At 37.9% G+C, this 17,731-nt stretch carries 18 protein-coding genes; 14 read left to right on the forward strand and 4 right to left on the reverse strand.

Features of this window, described 5'->3' with window-relative positions:
• The first annotated feature begins 31 nt into the window (after window positions 1–31).
• Both devC and VB694_RS04600 read left to right on the forward strand, forming a co-directional pair.
• On the forward strand, window positions 32–1,213 hold the full coding sequence (gene devC / locus VB694_RS04595; protein WP_323359133.1) for an ABC transporter permease DevC: 1,182 nt from the start codon (window positions 32–34) through the stop codon (window positions 1,211–1,213).
• Window positions 1,214–1,292: 79 nt separating this feature from the next.
• Window positions 1,293–2,042, forward strand: coding sequence for a DevA family ABC transporter ATP-binding protein (locus VB694_RS04600; protein ID WP_323359134.1), 750 nt, complete (start codon window positions 1,293–1,295; stop codon window positions 2,040–2,042).
• Between the two features lie 7 nt (window positions 2,043–2,049).
• Here VB694_RS04600 and VB694_RS04605 read toward each other — a convergent pair whose 3' ends face one another.
• A complete protein-coding gene (locus VB694_RS04605; protein WP_323359135.1) occupies window positions 2,050–2,487 on the reverse strand; it encodes a helix-turn-helix transcriptional regulator in 438 nt (145 codons plus the stop codon).
• A 181-nt stretch (window positions 2,488–2,668) separates the two neighbouring features.
• Between VB694_RS04605 and VB694_RS04610 the strand changes: the two genes are divergently transcribed.
• The 5 genes from VB694_RS04610 to VB694_RS04630 all read left to right on the forward strand — a co-directional run bounded on the left by VB694_RS04610 (window position 2,669) and on the right by VB694_RS04630 (window position 7,188).
• Window positions 2,669–3,301 (forward strand): MotA/TolQ/ExbB proton channel family protein, encoded by a 633-nt coding sequence (locus VB694_RS04610; protein WP_323359136.1) that lies wholly within the window; start codon window positions 2,669–2,671, stop codon window positions 3,299–3,301.
• Window positions 3,302–3,306: 5 nt separating this feature from the next.
• Window positions 3,307–3,711 (forward strand): biopolymer transporter ExbD, encoded by a 405-nt coding sequence (locus tag VB694_RS04615; protein WP_323359137.1) that lies wholly within the window; start codon window positions 3,307–3,309, stop codon window positions 3,709–3,711.
• Window positions 3,712–3,904: 193 nt separating this feature from the next.
• Window positions 3,905–4,111 carry a glycogen debranching protein gene (locus tag VB694_RS04620; protein ID WP_323359138.1) on the forward strand — a complete coding sequence of 69 codons (207 nt, stop codon included), beginning with the start codon at window positions 3,905–3,907 and terminating at the stop codon, window positions 4,109–4,111.
• 185 nt (window positions 4,112–4,296) lie between these two features.
• On the forward strand, window positions 4,297–4,857 hold the full coding sequence (locus VB694_RS04625) for a methylmalonic aciduria and homocystinuria type D protein (protein ID WP_323359139.1): 561 nt from the start codon (window positions 4,297–4,299) through the stop codon (window positions 4,855–4,857).
• 429 nt (window positions 4,858–5,286) lie between these two features.
• Window positions 5,287–7,188: an ATP-binding protein gene (locus VB694_RS04630; RefSeq protein ID WP_323359140.1), complete on the forward strand. Its 1,902-nt coding sequence runs from the start codon at window positions 5,287–5,289 to the stop codon at window positions 7,186–7,188.
• Window positions 7,189–7,282: 94 nt separating this feature from the next.
• Here VB694_RS04630 and VB694_RS04635 read toward each other — a convergent pair whose 3' ends face one another.
• Complete coding sequence (locus VB694_RS04635) at window positions 7,283–8,347, reverse strand: potassium channel protein (RefSeq protein WP_323359141.1); 1,065 nt, start codon at window positions 8,345–8,347, stop codon at window positions 7,283–7,285.
• A 206-nt stretch (window positions 8,348–8,553) separates the two neighbouring features.
• Here VB694_RS04635 and VB694_RS04640 point away from each other — a divergent pair, with 206 nt between their 5' ends.
• Window positions 8,554–9,822 (forward strand): aspartate aminotransferase family protein, encoded by a 1,269-nt coding sequence (locus VB694_RS04640; protein WP_323359142.1) that lies wholly within the window; start codon window positions 8,554–8,556, stop codon window positions 9,820–9,822.
• 120 nt (window positions 9,823–9,942) lie between these two features.
• On the opposite strand, the gene VB694_RS04645 is transcribed toward VB694_RS04640, so the two are convergent.
• Entirely contained in the window at window positions 9,943–11,415 is a 1,473-nt protein-coding gene (locus VB694_RS04645) for a leucyl aminopeptidase (protein ID WP_323359143.1), read from the reverse strand.
• 185 nt (window positions 11,416–11,600) lie between these two features.
• On the opposite strand from VB694_RS04645, the gene VB694_RS04650 reads away from it, so the two are divergent.
• From VB694_RS04650 to VB694_RS04660, 3 genes are all read left to right on the forward strand, one after another.
• Window positions 11,601–11,894, forward strand: coding sequence for a hypothetical protein (locus VB694_RS04650; RefSeq protein WP_323359144.1), 294 nt, complete (start codon window positions 11,601–11,603; stop codon window positions 11,892–11,894).
• Between the two features lie 41 nt (window positions 11,895–11,935).
• Window positions 11,936–12,163, forward strand: a complete 228-nt coding sequence (locus VB694_RS04655) for a hypothetical protein (RefSeq protein ID WP_323359145.1) — start codon at window positions 11,936–11,938, stop codon at window positions 12,161–12,163.
• 99 nt (window positions 12,164–12,262) lie between these two features.
• The gene (locus tag VB694_RS04660; protein ID WP_323359146.1) at window positions 12,263–12,505 is read left to right on the forward strand and encodes a hypothetical protein; all 243 of its coding nucleotides are present in this window, start codon (window positions 12,263–12,265) and stop codon (window positions 12,503–12,505) included.
• A 95-nt stretch (window positions 12,506–12,600) separates the two neighbouring features.
• Here VB694_RS04660 and VB694_RS04665 read toward each other — a convergent pair whose 3' ends face one another.
• Entirely contained in the window at window positions 12,601–13,413 is an 813-nt protein-coding gene (locus VB694_RS04665) for an alpha/beta hydrolase (protein ID WP_323359147.1), read from the reverse strand.
• Between the two features lie 578 nt (window positions 13,414–13,991).
• Between VB694_RS04665 and metG the strand changes: the two genes are divergently transcribed.
• From metG to lptC, 3 genes are all read left to right on the forward strand, one after another.
• A complete protein-coding gene (gene metG, locus VB694_RS04670; protein WP_323359148.1) occupies window positions 13,992–15,593 on the forward strand; it encodes a methionine--tRNA ligase in 1,602 nt (533 codons plus the stop codon).
• Window positions 15,594–15,743: 150 nt separating this feature from the next.
• Window positions 15,744–16,373, forward strand: a complete 630-nt coding sequence (locus VB694_RS04675; protein WP_323359200.1) for an NYN domain-containing protein — start codon at window positions 15,744–15,746, stop codon at window positions 16,371–16,373.
• Entirely contained in the window at window positions 16,373–17,620 is a 1,248-nt protein-coding gene (lptC, locus tag VB694_RS04680) for an LPS export ABC transporter periplasmic protein LptC (RefSeq protein ID WP_323359149.1), read from the forward strand. Before VB694_RS04675 ends, lptC begins: the two co-directional genes overlap by 1 nt.
• Window positions 17,621–17,731 lie beyond the last annotated feature (111 nt).

Consider the following 17,731-nt stretch of genomic DNA (forward strand, 5'->3'; position numbering starts at 1 on the left):
TCAAACAGTATTCATTAAAAAGATATTTTCAATGGTGAATAAATTATTTCAGAAAACGCCTCTAGCTTGGCGACAGTTAATGAAAGAAAAAACCCGGTTAGCTATTGCAGTTGCGGGCATTACTTTTGCGGATATGCTGATATTTATTCAGATGGGTTTTGAAAGTGCATTATTTGATTCAGCTATTCAACCTCATCGGAATTTACAAGCTGATTTAGTATTAATTAATCCCCAATTTCAAACTTTATTTTCAGTCAAAAGCTTTTCTAGACAAAGACTGTATCAAGCTTTAAGCTATGACGGTGTAGAATCAGTTAATTTTGTTTACATTGGTACAGGACAATGGCGTAATTCAGAAACACGAATTGAGCGATCTATTTTAGTTTGGGGTGTAGATCCAAATAAACCAGGATTGCAATTTCCCGAAGTTCAAAAAAATAAAGATTATCTGAAATCACTAAATCAAGTAATGTTTGATCAAGCAAGTCGTCCAGAATATGGTGCTGTAGGTGATATCTTCACAAAAACAGGCAATTTTCAAACAGAACTAAATAGCAAAACTGTCAACGTTAAAGGGTTATTTAGTAATGGTGCTTCCTTTGCATCTGATGGTAATGTGATCGCTAGTGATTCAAGTTTTCTGCAATTATTTCCTAGTCATAAACCAGATCAAATTGAAGTGGGTTTAATTAATCTCAAACCTGGTGTGGATATTGATCAGATAAAAACACAATTGATAAAAGGATTAAATCCAGATCCCAAAAATCCCTTTGTGGAAGTAGGAACACCCGAAGATTTTGCTCAAAAAGAAAAGAATTATTGGGCTAATAGTACAGGGATTGGTTTTATTTTTGGTTTGGGTGTAGGAGTTGGATTTATTGTTGGTATTGTCATTGTTTACCAAATTCTTTATGCTGACGTTTCTGATCATTTACCAGAATATGCGACCCTGAAAGCAATGGGTTATACAGATAATTATCTTTTAGGAGTTTTAATCCAAGAGGCTTTATTGTTAGCTATTTTGGGTTATTTACCTGCATTTTTTCTATCCTTTGGATTGTATAAACTCACTTTTGCAGCCACCATGTTACCCATTTATATGAAAGCAAATCGGGCAGTAACTGTATTTATTATGACTGTCATTATGTGTAGTATATCTGGGGCGATCGCTCTGCGAAAATTGCGTTCTGCTGACCCCGCAGACATTTTTTAATCTCATGATTTTAACTACATTAGGGAACAAAAATATTTGTACCTCATTTTGTGCTAATCAACAACCGGTAAAAATAATTATGTCGCCAGATTTCGCAGATACTTTCGCTAAAAATAACATGACTTCAGAAACAGTAATTAATGTTTCTAACCTCGATCATTTTTTTGGCGAAAAAACATTAAAAAAACAAGTATTGTTTGATATTAATTTAGCAATTAAAGCCGGAGAAATTGTCATCATGACTGGTCCTTCTGGTTCAGGAAAAACCACCTTATTATCATTAATGGGTGGTTTACGTTCTGCTCAAGTAGGGAGTTTACAAATCTTAGATCAAGAAATGCGTGGTGCAAATAAAGGAAAATTAACTAAATTGCGTCGTCAGATTGGTTATATTTTCCAAGCACATAACTTAATGACATTTTTAACAGCCAAAGAAAATGTGAGAATGTCTTTAGAGTTGCATGAACAATATTTAAATCAAGATATCAACACCAAATCTATAGCCATGCTAGAAGCAGTTGGTTTAGGTGATCATGTTGATTATTATCCAGAAAGTTTATCAGGAGGACAAAAACAACGGGTAGCGATCGCACGTGCTTTAGTTAGTCATCCTAAAATAGTTTTAGCAGACGAACCTACCGCCTCATTAGATAAACAATCTGGTCGTGATGTTGTAGAATTAATGCAAAAATTAGCAAAAGAACAAGATTGTACAATTTTGCTTGTCACCCACGATAACCGCATCTTGGATATAGCTGATCGCATCATTTATATGGAAGATGGACAGCTAAAAAGTGATGGTGTGGATATGAGAATAAAACTAAATTGATACTTCTTTATTTGAAAATAATTTCCTCCCGAATTTCCAGATTGAGAGTGTGTTGAATTTTCAAAAGTTTTGTCAAACTAGCACTAGCATATCCATTTGCTTCATCACGTTGCACCTGTTGAGGTTTAACTCCTAAAAGTTTGGCGAAACTTTCTTGAGTGTGTCCGCGAATAATCCGTGCTTTGATTAATGCTTCTGGTAATTTTTCTAAACTATCATATTGCAATCGCTCAATTTTATTTTGATTATTTTTGAGATTTTCGTATTCTTCTATCTCTTGAATAAACTCCTCAATTTGGCTTTGTAGTGAATCAATACGAGCCTGGTGGCGTAGCTTTTGGTTTTCATCTTCTGGAACTGCTTTACTAGCATATTGAGCTATTGCTAACTCAAATTTCTTCATCTGTGCTTTAGTAATATTGTACTGCCATTCATTGAAAATCATAATATAATCTAACAACAAATCCAAAATTAATCTCTACCAAAAAAAACTCGCAGCCATTAACCCAGCAATACAGACAGGATTGTAAAATAACGCACTCCAAACCCCAGACATCCCCTACCGATACTTGTTTCTGGACAACAATCTGTTAATCTAGCTGTGTGCAGGATTTACAAAATAGTAAATGGAAATTAGTAATCTATTTAAAGCCGGTGGGGTGGTCATGTGGCCTCTGCTATTTTTTTCAGTGTTAGCAGTGGCGCTCATTTCTGAACGGATCACTTTTTGGGTAAAAATTAGTGGTCGCCAAGATCATGTAGTCAGGGAGGTGTTAAAGTTTTATCGTCAAGGTAATGTAGTTAGTGCTTTAGATCATTTGCAAAAAAATGCTGATTTACCTATTGCGCGGATTTTTTTAGCAGCTTTGGAATTAGAAGAACCTACCCCAGAAGAATTTCGCTTGGCTTTAGAAAGTGAAGCCCAGGGAGAAATTCCTTTACTTAAAAGGTTTCAAAACCTTTTTGATACTATTATTGGTCTTGCGCCTCTGTTGGGACTTCTCGGTACAGTTTTGGGCTTAATTGCTTCTTTTGCTTCTTTGAATATTGGTGATGTAGGCGGGACTAAAGCCACTGGTGTCACAGGGGGAATTAGTGAAGCTTTGGTATCTACAGCCACAGGATTAATCGTGGCTATTTTTACACTGTTTTTTGCTAATACTTTTCGCGGACTTTATATCCGCCAAATTGCTTGGATTCAAGAATATGGTGGACACTTAGAATTACTATACCGTCGTCACTATGAAAGAGGGATATAAATTCTATGCGCCTACCCGATGAACCAGATATTCCCGCACAGATAAACATCGTACCTATGATTGATGTCATCTTTGCAATTTTGACATTTTTTATTATGTCAACTCTGTTTTTAACTCGCTCGGAAGGATTACCGGTTAATTTACCTCAAGCAGCTACCACAAAATTACAATCTTCAGCAGAACCAATTACTGTCACTGTAGACCAAACTGGCAAAATCAGCTTAAACCGTCAACCAGTCGCCTTCAATAGTTTACCAGCAGCAGTCCGGGAGTTAATGGGTAGTACGACGGAAGTGATGATTATTATTAACGCTGATAAGAATGCTACTCATGGACAGGTTGTGGGTGTTATGGATCTTTTGCGTCAGGTGCAAGGAGCAAAATTAGCAATAGCTACTCAAAAGCCTTAAATGGTTATTTTAGGACACGTCAAAACATAAATTAGCCAATTTTTTACCAGGCTTTTCAGCTGACACCACCAGAAATTTTGGGATACTTTTTATTTGCCAGTCTTTTATGACAATTGACTACTTAAATAGTATTCTGAAATAATTAACCACCGTTTTACTAAAAATTTACCAAAAAATTTCCAGAGGAGTATCTATGATTATTTGGGTAAATGAGCAAATTGATCCATCAGGAATGATTCATGCTTGCATTGCTTGTTGTGACGAAACTCAAGCTCAGGATTGTCATGAGTCATTCAAAAAAACTTTAACTGAACAGCAAAGAGCAAATGGTTGGGTTGCACAATTACGTCAAGTAGATTCTTGGGATGAAGTTCCAGTCAATGCTTTAAAACTAAATTAATCTATTGTTAGTCAACAAAATCAACGCTTCTGAGACTTTGACTATCACGGTTGATAAGTTCTCTAAAATGTCAACTCTGTTAACTTCTAAATTCAGATACCAAAATATTGATGATTTTTTAGAAGTTTTCAGAGTTATTATCATAAGCAAGGAATAAAAAACAAACTTGCAAAATCTGAATCAATGTGGTGAACTATTCCAGTGTTTTCACTTCGGATCAAGGCTATCCCATTAATTTAGTTGGCAAAACGGGACAAGCTGTACAAATTTCTATTCATAATCCTAGTCAATATATCTGTGCCAACTGCGAACAGATATTACCAGATTGGAAACAACAACAGTTTTTGTGGGTGGTGGTTGTGTTACAGCAATCAAAATATCCACTCTTAGAAATGACTGCGGAAATAGAGAAGGAAAAAGAACGGTTACGAGAAAAGTTTATGCGTTTTGGTTGTGATGTGGCGTTTAATTTGCGCGATCGCGGCTATGTCACAGACTTAATTGATCCCCGTACTGGTTATCCTTTACTTTCTCATCCCGGTCCAGTTCCCCATGATGATACAGCTGTTGCTAAGGCTTTACTAGATTATCAGGTAATTAAAAATAAATGCTGTGTACTGGTGCATCCTGAGTGGGGTACTGCTGTTTATCCTAGCGTTTTGCTTTCGGCAGCACCACCCGAAATGATTGAGTTAGTCACAAAAGCGATCGCTCCTTTGCATGGTTGGACTGAGATTAGTCATTAGATATCTGGCACAAATATCAAGCAAATACTACTTCACCGTAAATTTATTTTTCGGAGCTAATGCTAACTTAAATTTGTGATACAGCAGAATTAAGGAGTCAGAATTAAGGAGTAAAACTGGCTTTGTATATAGGGTTCAATCTAGATTCTGTACCTTATTGATCTGCAATCTGCTATAAATAAGTTGGTAGGAAAAAACCAAGGTATGTAACAAAATGTAAAATCGCTAAAAGTCTTTCCCCTTTTGCCTTTGGCCTTGCCACAACGACAATTTTCAAAGCCTACCTACTTAATTGTGATAAATTGTGATAGTGATAACTATCAAAAGACGTATTAGATGTTACTGTCTAACTACCCTTCATTGATATTTATCTACTTGTTATCAATAGTTCTTAACAATGTTCTTAACAATTAATTGGCGCTGACAATTATGGCTATTTCCTATCCTTCATCTATTGCTGCTGTCTCTCCTCACCAACGCTTAATCACGGCTTTAGGACAACAAGCATTAGTTATAAATAACTATAACTTATTCTGCCAAATAGTAGTCAAAGAAATCGCCGACACTTTTGCAGTAGATTATGTGAGAATTTGGGAGGTAGTTTCTGATCGTCATTCTTTACGCCAAGTTAGCAATTATGGATTTTCTTCTGAAGAATTAATCAATAATATTAGCGTGGATTCTTATCCACCTTTAAAAGAAATACTCACCACTAACAAACCAATTCTTACTAAGCATATTCATCATAATTCCTGCTATGATTATCCTACACCACCACCGACTAATAGTAAATGTGGGTTAAGTTTACCAATACTATCTGAATCGCAACTAGCATTAGGAATTTTAGAAATCTATAGCAAAGTTGAACGCATCTTTACTATGGATGAAGTTCACTGTTTGCAATCTATTTCTCACTTACTTACCACTGTAATTGAAAGACAAAGAATTTATTCTTTAGAACAAACCCAGTCACAAATTTTGCAAGAGGTAGCCGTCGGAGAAAATCTATTAGCGATATATAATGATCTTTGTTTATTGTTAGAAAAAATCTTACCAAATGCTTATTGTTCGATCTTAATCCGCGATTCTCAAGCAAACTGCTTAAGAGGAGGAGCAGCCCCCACTTTACCTGCTGAGTTTGCTCAAGGAGTAGACGGTTTAATGATTGGTGAATGTTCTGGTTCTTGTGGAACAGCAGCCCATCGGGGAGAATCAGTATTTGTTAATGATATTGCTAATGATCCATTATGGGCTGAATTTAAAGATTTTGCTTTAAGTTATAATATTCGTGCTTGTTGGTCATCTCCTTTCCTGTCTAAAACTGGAGAAGTATTAGGCACATTTGCTATTTCTCATTCTGTTCCTTGTCAAGCTACTCAGCACCATTTAGATATTTTAAAAAAAGCGACTCATTTAGCTAGTATAGCTACAGAAAATGCCCTGCATACAATGGCATTAGAAAAAGAAATTAAAGAAAAGAATCAAGCTTTAACAGAATTAAAACAAGCGCAAAGTCAACTGATTCAAAGTGAAAAACTCTCTAGTTTAGGTCAACTGGTTGCTGGGGTTGCCCATGAAATTAATAATCCTATTGGTTGCATCACCGGAAACTTAAAACCTGCTCAAGATTATATTCAATATTTATTTAGTTTAATCAGCCTTTATCAACGAGAATATCCTCAAGCATCTGGGGAAATAGCCTCAGCATTAGCAGATGGTGATCTCGACTTTATTCAGGAAGATTTACCTAAATTATTGCAATCAATGGCTAATTCGACGGAAAGAATTTACGAAATAAGTCATTCTATGCGAACTTTCGCCCGTAGTGACAACGATAAAAGAGTTGTTTTTAATCTTCATCATGGTTTAGATAGCACTTTATTAATTTTAAAGCATCGTCTCAAAAATCAAGGCAATCGTCCTGAAATTAAAGTTGTAAAAGAGTATGGCAATATTCCTGTTTTAAATTGTTTTCCAGGACAACTTAATCAGGTGTTTATGAATTTATTGGCTAATGCCGTTGATGCTATTGAATCTGCTGGATTTGATCAACGCCACCATCAAATCACAATTAAAACTTATTTAACCCCTGATGAAAATGCCATTGTGGTGACTATTCAAGATACAGGAATGGGAATGTCTGATGAAGTGAAAAGTCATCTATTTGAATATTTATATACTACGAAAGAGGTGGGTAAGGGAACAGGTTTAGGCTTGTCTATTGCTCGTGAAATTGTGGAAGAAAAACATGATGGTAAACTTACCTGTGTATCTATATTGGGTGAGGGAACATCCTTTATGATTTTATTACCGTTGAATGCTGATGAATAAATGGAAAACCTGGATAAATCAGTGACTTGAGATGGAGATTGATCCAAAAATCAGATACCTTTTCAAATTCGAGACTATCCTGACTTCTGACTCCCTAATTATTTTTCGGTTGTCGCAGTTGCTGAGAATTAATTGGACCCAGAACTTGATTTAAACTCCGCAGTTGTTCAGCTGTACCCATACAAATTAGCGTATCTCCTGACATTAAAATAGTATCTCCAGTTGGTCCACCAATGAGATTACCGTCACCGCGACGAATAGCTAAAACTAATGCGCCAGTTTGCGATCGCAATTTCGCTTTTTGTAAACTTTGACCGACAAAAGGACACAAAGCCGGTTCTAGTAAAAATTCTTCCATATATAACTGACGATCTGTACCAGAAAGCATCCCATCCACAAAGTCTAAAACCTGCGGTCTGAGTGCAGCCGCAGCCATACGTTTACCCCCAGTAATATAGGGAGAAATTACCGCATCTGCCCCGCCTCGTTGTAACTTTTGTAAAGCTTCTTCTGTACTTGCTCTGGCGATCGCCCGAATATTTGGATTCAGGGTTTTTGCTGATAATACAGTATATAAATTTTCCGCATCAGAAGGCAAAGCTGCTACAATACAAGTCGCCTTTTCTACACCAACTTTCAACAAAGTTTCATCCAAAGTTGCATCACCCTGATAAGCAATATAACCTTGTGATTCGGCTTTCTGCACAGATTCAAATTCAGCATCAATCACTACAAAAGATACATCCTCAGCCCGAAACTCCTTAGCAATTTGTCGCCCAGTCCGACTAAAACCACAGATGATATAATGTCCTGATAATGATTCCATTAAACGCCTTTGTTGTCTAAGTCGAATCCCTTCTTGAAAATAGCCTTCAATCACAGCTGCTGTAAATCTATTAACAATGTAACCAATATTGATCACACCCATCAAAATTAAGGCAATAGTAAACAACCTTCCCCGACTACCTAGCGGGTTAGTTTCTCCATATCCGACAGTAGCTAAAGTGATGACTGTCATATAAGCAGCATCTTCCCATGACCAGCCCTCTATCAAGCAATACCAAAAAGTGCCAATTAGGAAAACACAGACTAAAGCCAAAGCCCCAGCCATTAACTCTTGTTGAATCTGCTTATATTTCTGTTCCAGGGTAGAATACACAGGCAATTAAAAATTAAAAGAATGCAGAATCTAGAATTTAGAATTACGTTTTGCAACGGGACTTTAACCCCCAAAGGTAAATTAAAAATTCAAAGTTAAAAATTAAACGTAAAAAAACCTGCTACTTCATAGTATAAGAATTTTTGAAATATTCATGAAAACCTGCTAAATAGAGTATAGGATTAAAAATTTCAGGAGGTGCGGTAGTGAGTATCCAAAGTCTAGCTGAACAGCCGATAATCCCCTCAGACATCAATTCCTTTAATGCAGATAGTTTTAATCAAGCTGTGATGTCCACCTACGGACGCTTTCCCATTGCTTTAGAACGAGGTGCAGGTTGTCGCGTTTGGGATACCCAAGGTAAGGAATACTTGGATTTTGTGGCCGGAATAGCCACTTGTACTTTAGGACACGCCCACCCAGTCATGGTAGAAGCCGTAACACGCCAAATCCAAAAACTGCATCATGTCTCTAATTTGTACTATATTCCCGAACAAGGTGAGTTAGCCAAATGGATTGTTGATCATTCTTGTGCCGATAGGGTGTTTTTCTGCAATTCTGGCGCTGAAGCCAATGAAGCAGCAATCAAATTAGCGCGAAAATATTCCCACACTGTCCTAGAAATCGCCCATCCCATCATTTTAACTGCTCATGCCAGTTTTCACGGACGGACTTTAGCAACTGTCACCGCTACGGGACAACCAAAGTATCAAAAGAACTTTGATCCTTTAGTCCCTGGTTTCCACTATGTCAACTATAACGATATTAGAGCCGTTGAAGCTGCCGTAACTGAGTTAGATGAAGGTAATTATCGTGTAGGGGCAATTTTAATTGAACCACTGCAAGGGGAAGGTGGTGTACGTCCGGGGGATGTGAAGTATTTCCAAAGACTACGAGAGATTTGTAACGAAACTGGCATTTTATTGATTTTTGATGAAGTGCAAGTTGGGATGGGACGCAGTGGTAAATTATGGGGCTATGAACATCTGGGTGTAGAACCGGATATTTTCACCAGTGCAAAAGGACTGGGTGGTGGTATCCCCATCGGTGCAATGATGAGTAAAAAATTCTGTGATATTTTTGAACCTGGAGAACACGCTAGTACATTTGGCGGCAATCCTTTTGTTTGTGGCGTGGCTTTAAGTGTTTGCCAAACTTTAGAAAAAGAGCATATTTTACAGAATGTAGAAGAACAAGGCGCTCATTTACGAGAGGGATTAAGAGCGATCGCTCGCAAATATCCTCAGCATATCTCAGAAGTGCGCGGTTGGGGTTTAATCAACGGCATGGAAATAAAAGCTGATATTCCTTTAACTGCTGCTGATATCGTCAAAGCTGCTATGGATGAAGGTTTATTATTAGTACCTGCTGGTCCAAAAGTCGTCCGGTTTGTACCTCCTTTAATTGTCACTGAGACAGAAATCAATCAGGCATTAGAAACTGTGGAAAAAGCATTAGCTAAAGTCACAGCATAATTTGTCATAGTGCCTCCGTCTCCCTTACGGGAGACGTAATTCGTAATTAATAATTCGTAATTTAAGAATTATCAATTACGAATTTTTTTATTTCCTAGAGGAAATGCAGTAGCGAAAAAACTAACTCAAAACCCAACTAACCAAAGTTCTCACACCAAAACCGGTAGCACCAGCACCGTTGTAGCCATTTTCCTTATCAGCCCAAACGGGACCGGCAATATCTAGGTGCGCCCAAGGGGTATCCTTAACAAACTGCTTCAGGAACAAAGCCGCAGTAATAGAACCGCCATAACGAGGTCCGGTATTTTTCATATCCGCAATACCAGATTTTAACCCGTCAAAATATTTCTCTTCCATCGGCATCCGCCAAATTTTCTCACCTGCTGTTTCTGACGCTGTTTGCAGTTGGGAAGCAACATTATCATCAGGTGTAAACAAACCTGCAATATCATCACCCAAAGCCACTACACAAGCACCTGTAAGAGTAGCTAAATCAACGATCGCATCTACACCCAATTTATCAGCATACACCAAAGCATCAGCCAAAGTTAAACGCCCTTCAGCATCGGTGTTATTAACTTCGATTGTTTTGCCATTAGAAGCTGTCAGCACATCTCCAGGGTGCATAGCCTTACCGCTAATCATGTTTTCGGTGACGGCTGAGATAAAGTGAACCTCTACATCTGGCTTTAACTGCCCAATAGCTTTAGCAGCGCCAAGAGTGGCCGCAGCACCACCCATGTCAATTTTCATGGTTTCAATCCCGCTACCAACGCCTTTAATATTCAAACCGCCGGAATCGAAAGTTAAACCTTTACCGATAATTGCCAGTTTGCGTCTAGGTGCGGTTTCTGGTTTGTAGATGAGGTGAATAAATTTAGGTGGTAAGTCAGAAGCTTGGGCGACTCCTAAAAAAGCACCCATACCTAATTTTTCACATTCTGCTTGTTCCAGAATTTCCAGATGTAAACCATGTTCCTTAGCTATAGCTTGGGCTGTTTCTGCCATAGTTATCGGTGTCACAGCATTAGCTGGGGCTGCTACTAACTGCCTTGCTAAAATTACCCCAGAAACAATTTGTTCTGCACGGGTGATGGCGGCTTCTTGTCCCGCTAACCCCAATAAATCAATAGTTTCGATAGGGGGATTTTTATCTTCTGGTTCTGATTTGAAGCGAATATCTTGGTAAAGTGCCAGCTGTGTACCTTCAGCAATGGCTTGGGCTGTAGCGGCTGGGTCATTGTTGCAAACTGGTAAACTAATTGCCAGGGTTTTGGTTTTTTGCTTTTTAGCAGTTCGCGCTACTGTAGCGGCTACACGGCGTAAAGTTTCTAATTTCAGCGTGTCTGGTTTTCCTAAACCCACTAAAATTACCTTTTTCACTGGATGACTAGCACCTACCCGAATCACGACGGTGCTATTTAGTTTACCTGTAAATTCTTCTTCAGCAATGATTTCTGAGAAAATTCCGCCGCATTTCTCGTTTAAAGTGGCTAAATCGCCTGTTAACTCTACTGCGTCTTCAAATAAGCCAACGGCTAAAGTATCACCACTCCAATCTAATAAAGCTGTATTTGTAGTTTGAATCGTCATTTTTGTAATGTTCTGTAAACCTTCCTTACTTGTACCAGTATTGCTTAAAATTTCCAGGGTGTGGGGATTGTTGATTGGGGACTGGGGATGAAAACTAACTTCTCCTGTTAAAATAATCCCTATTAGGGATTGAAACTAACCGATCCTCACTATTGGCAAAATCTCTATTGGAGATCGAAAACATAATGTTGAACATCACAAACACCAAGTTGAGCTTTTCCAGCAATAATTCTCTTGGTGAAAATGAAGCGATGAGAGAAATTGCTTACAGCATGGATTTATTGATTCCTGGATTATACTTATGGCTACCAGGAATACTTATGCGCCTTGGTGGTGCTGTTCCTGATGATCAACCTTATAAATATCCAGGTAAGATTCACAGCAGAATAGGCATTGCTTTAGTATTGCCAGGGTACAAGATTTTTACATCATACCAGGGAACTTATGACTCATTTGGAGAGGAGTTAAAAAAAGGATAGGTTAGTAAGGTAAAAGATATTCATATTTTATCAGGCTACCTATGACTCTCAACAAGCATAAAGTACAGGGACTACCAGAGTTTAAATGTCAAACTTTAAGCGCAACTCAATTTGAGCAATTAATGATTGATGCTGGTTACTCAATATCAGGAACTGCGCCAGCCCAAGGTAATAGGATTAAGGTGTGGTGGATTCATGATCAATACCCAAGGGTAGAATCTATTTATAGTCCTGACAAGAAAACAGTTATCACAGCTTACCATGTATAAATTTTACATCTAAAGTTTTGAATTTTACTAAATTAATTTCTATAAATTCCTTTACAGTTTTTTTAATCACAATGACCGAATTATCAGGAGGGACGAAAAATGCCGTTGTTGAGTAATATTGAAAGACGGGCAGTAGAAAGAACTCAGAAACAAACTCGGAAACAAGATATTATTAAACTTGTACAAGTACGGTTTGGTAATATTCCAGAAAATCTGGAGTATAGCATTAATCAAATTGATGATACATCTTTGTTAGAACAAATCTTTGTATCAGCAATTAGTGTTAATTCTTTGGAAGATTTTTCACAGCTATTTAACTCTAATTCAGGAGAATTAGAATAATTTAGAATGAAAGTTTTTGGTTGGTTTGGGGAAAGGTTAAAAGTTATATTTTTCCCTTTCTCCTTTAACCTAGAAGTATTGAGCCGACTTCTATCTTAAATTCTACTCGCATAACTGTTTTTTACAGTTTCTATAAATTCATGATCTTCCAAAATCTGATACAAATTTACATTTTCTTCTAACAAACAAGCATGACCACTATCAGGTAAAATTAAGGTCTTAGGATTAGGTAAAATATTATCTAACCGTTCCACTTCACTCACAGAAGGTAACAACCGATCGCTACCTCCAGCAATTAATAATACCTGTTGCTTCAATTTTTGCAATCTTTCCTCTTCAACTTCAAACTCCCGCAACAACGACAACCGCCAATTTACCGTTTCTGCGGGTAGAGAACGCATACTTTTTAACAGTTCATGGCGATCGCTGCTAGATATCCGTGCTAACGATGCCAAAAACGGTAATAATCCCAATGCACCGACATCATAAAACCATGATGGCACTAAATCAGTTAGTTGCGATAATGAGGTCAACCAAGGACGTAGCTTAAAAGCTGAAGCGGGATTAATTAAAATAATGCGTTTAAATAAATGTGGTGATTGGGTAGCGACATTCATCGCCAAACAACCCCCAAAAGACTCCCCACACAGATAAACTGGACGGTGACAACTTCTTTCTAATTCTGCGTGAATTAAGTCTAAAACATTGCTAGTCAGCACTTCCCAGGTGGTGAGGTCTTGTCTGGGGATCGCTAAACAACGGACATCAAAACCCATTTCTAAACCAGCAGTTTGCGATCGCAGCAGTTGACCACTTCCATCCATTCCTGGTAAATAAACAAACAGTGGATATTCTGGTTGTATGCGCTTGGGAGTCAGAAAACAAGGTTTAAGTTCAACGTTGGCCATTTTACCCCTGAGTCTTTATCTATTTGACCTTGTTTTACTGTACCGTTTCATTGGCAATCATGGGAATTGGGATTGGGGATTGGGGGTTGGGGATTGGGGATTGGGGATTGGGTAAGAATTTGACTAATAACTAATGACTAAAATCAGCTTTTCGAGATAAAAATCAGTCAAGTCTGAAACTATGATTACAGATTTTAGTGAAGTTTGAATGAATTATATATAAAGTAAGTGAAATCGCTTAACCCATCCTTCACATACTCCCCCAAGGTAGGTAATTAATAATTGGTAATTAATAATTGTTAATTAATAATTCGCTTATTAATAATTGGTAATTAATCTCCCTAATCCCTAATCCCTAATCCCTAATCCCTAATCCCTAATCCCTAGTCCCTAATCCCTAATCCCCAGTCCCCAGTCCCCAATCCTAGATATCACAAAACAATTCTGGAGGTGAGAAATTTGCTAATATTAAATTGTTGTTGGAAAAATCAGTTGCAATGTTATATAATTGCGTAGTTTTACAGAATTATCTAAGCGAGAAAACTGTTTAATAATTTGAATTTGTTTTTTTATTTTGTATGAATCTAGTGAATAAAACTTCAAAAACCTTTGTACTGACCACACCTTTATACTATGTAAACGATGTTCCCCATATTGGCAGTGCTTACACCACAATGGCCGCAGATGTAATAGCCAGATTTCAACGCTTGTTAGGACATCAAGTATTGCTAATTACGGGTACAGATGAACATGGGCAAAAAATTCAACGGTCAGCAGAAAATTTAGGAAAACCACCACAAGAGTTTTGTGATCAAATTGTACCCAGTTTCATTAACTTGTGGCAGGTTCTGAACATTCAATATGATCGCTTTAGTCGTACTACCGCTTTCAACCATCATGCCATTGTTAAAGAATTCTTCCAGCGAGTTTGGGAAAATGGCGACATTTACCAAGGACAGCAAAAAGGCTGGTATTGCGTATCCTGCGAAGAATTTAAAGAAGAACGGGAACTGCTAGACGGAAAACGCTGCCCTATACATACTACCAAACAAGTAGAGTGGCGAGACGAGCAGAATTACTTTTTCCGCTTATCCAAGTATCAAACCCAGCTAGAGGAATTTTACCAGTCTAGACCAGATTTTATCCAGCCTACCAGCCGCCGGAATGAAGTCCTCAACTTCGTTAGTCAAGGTTTACAAGACTTTTCGATTTCGCGGGTAAATCTGGATTGGGGTTTTCCTGTACCTGTAGATCCCAAACATACCCTTTATGTCTGGTTTGATGCTTTGTTGGGTTATGTAACAGCATTGTTAGAACCCGATGCAGAACCGACTTTAGCCAATGCTTTAGAAAAATGGTGGCCAATCAATCTGCACCTCATAGGTAAAGATATATTGCGGTTTCACGCAGTTTATTGGCCAGCAATGCTGATGTCAGCTGGTTTACCCTTGCCAGAACGAGTATTCGGGCATGGATTTCTGACTAAAGATGGTCAAAAAATGGGAAAAACTCTAGGTAATACCCTTGATCCTATTTCATTAGTTGAAAGTTATGGTAGTGATGCCGTTCGTTATTACTTCCTTAAGGAAATCGAATTTGGTAAGGATGGAGATTTTAATGAAATTAGGTTCATTAATGTTCTTAATGCAGATTTGGCTAATGATTTAGGTAATTTGTTAAATCGCACTTTGAACATGGTGAAAAAATACTGCGCTGGTAAAGTGCCGTCAATCGCACCAGAGGTTATTCCATCTGAGAATACTTTAAAAGCGATTGGCTTAGGTCTGGGAGAGAAGGTGAAACAAGCATACACAGCTTTAGCTTTCAATGAAGCCTGTCTAGCAGCCTTATCGTTGGTACAAGCCAGCAATAAGTTTATTGATGAACAAGCCCCTTGGTCATTATATAAACAGGGAAAGCAGGAAGAAGTGGAAGCGGTATTGTACACAGTTTTGGAATCTGTGAGACTAGCAGCTTATCTCTTATCCCCGATAATTCCTAATATCAGCAGTGATATTTATCAACAACTGGGTTGGGGAATCAATTTTAACGATCAAATAGAAAGTTCAATTGTTGCACCTTTTAGTACCCATGCAACTTGGGGCTTACTATCAGATCAACAACAGTTGGGTACACCTCAACCAATTTTTAAACGGATAGAACTACCAAAAAACGATTAGCACTTTTCATTTTTGATTGAGTTTAAAGACTGAATCGGGGCTAAAAAAATTTAAGCCCCGGAAAATTATCATAAGCCAATCTAACAAGAACAATAAAAGTTAATTATTTCTATCAGAAATAACATGGATAACAACCGAGGTATGACAATGATGTTGAATAATTTGGAAAACGACTCTATCTTTACGCCGGAACAGGTTTTGGAAAATCGGGGTCGTGTGGCTATATTTATTGATGGCTCAAATTTATTTTATGCGGCTTTACAATTAGGAATCGAAATTGATTACACTAAGCTCTTATGCCGATTAACTGGTGGTTCCCGGTTGTTGCGGTCTTTTTTCTACACTGGTGTAGACCGGACAAATGAGAAGCAGCAGGGGTTTTTGCTGTGGATGCGTCGTAATGGTTATCGAGTCATTGCTAAGGATTTGGTACAGCTGCCAGATGGATCAAAAAAAGCTAACCTAGATGTGGAAATAGCTGTCGATATGATGGCGCTAGTTGATTCCTATGATACCGCAGTTTTAGTTAGTGGTGATGGCGATTTGGCTTATGCTGTAAATTCAGTCAGCTATCGTGGTGTTAGGGTTGAGGTGGTGAGTTTAAGGTCGATGACTAGTGATAGCTTAATTAATGTGAGCGATCGCTATATTGATTTAGAAGCCATTAAAGAAGATATTCAAAAAACACCCCGTCAAAGCTATCCCTATCGACCATTGTCTACCATGGGTTTCCTGGACGATCATCGAGATAGTGAAGGACATTTAGAAATTCCAGAATAATGCAAAATCAACAAGGCGGGAAGAATGGGAGAGAACATTCAAAATTTCAGAGGGGAATTAAATCCAACTCCCCCCGCTTCTATGTTTATGATATTTTACAAATGCCACTAAATTTGCATTATCTGCCTTTGTCTTTATTGTTGGTAATTGGATTATTTTCCTGCGGTAATCCATCTGCTACCAACAAAGCAAATACAGGGGATTCATCTAAGCAAGATAATACTAGTAAGTTAACTTTTTTTGGTGTAGCTTTAGAACAATTTGATGAACAAGGCAAACCAATTTGGAAAGTCAAAGCTAAACAAGCTAAGTATACCAAAGAAAAAGAAATTGGTGAAGCACAAAGTCCTGAAGGTGAACTTTACCAAGATGGCAAAGTAGTTTACACCATTAAAGCTGAAACAGCCGACATTAAGCAAGATGGTAAACAACTATTTCTGAAGGGTAAGATTATTGCTACCGATCCTCGCAATGGTACTATTTTACAAGGTAATGAGTTAGAGTGGCGACCTCAAGAAGATTTATTGATTGTTCGCAATCAGTTAAATGGAACTCATAAACAATTAAAAGCTACCGCTCAGGAAGCAAGAGTAAAAACCCGTGAACAACGGCTAGAATTTTCTGGAAAAGTAGTTGCTACTTCTGCTGATCCTCAATTGCAAATGCGAACCGAACATTTAATTTGGCAAATTAAAGCAGAAAAATTAATTAGCGATCGCCCCATTGAAATTGACCGTTATCAAGATAATAAAATCACTGACCGTGGTCAAGGAAATGCCGCAGAAGTTAACTTAAAAACCAAAATTGCTACTCTTCAACCCAAAGCCCAGCTACAGTTACTAGACCCACCCATGCAAATAACTAGTAACTCTATGACCTGGAATATTAATCAAGAAATTGTCAAAACAAATTCACCTGTGCGTGTTTTTCATCAAGCTGAAAATGTAACTGTAACTGGCAATCAGGCAGAAATGAAAATATCACAAAAAACAGTTTATTTAACAGGAAATGTGAATGCAGTAGGACAAAGAAAGCAATCTTTAAAATCTGATCAACTCACTTGGAATCTAGACCAAAAATTACTAGAAGCCCAAGGGAATATAGTTTATCGTCAAGTTGAACCACCATTAAATTTTCAGGGTGCAACCGCAGTCGGTAATCTACAAACAGAAAATATTGTTGTTAAAGGTGGTGCTTCAGGTAATAGAGTCGTGACGGAAATTATTCCCCAAGATATTGCTCCGTAGGGAGATGGGGATTGGGGAGAATCAAGTCAAAAGTCAAAAGTCAAAAGTCAAAAGTCAAAAGTCAAAAGTCAAAAATTCTGTTCCCTGTTCCCTGTTCCCTGTTCCCTGTTC

This window comes from Anabaena sp. UHCC 0451, from assembly GCF_034931405.1.
In the GTDB taxonomy this organism is placed as follows: domain Bacteria; phylum Cyanobacteriota; class Cyanobacteriia; order Cyanobacteriales; family Nostocaceae; genus RDYJ01.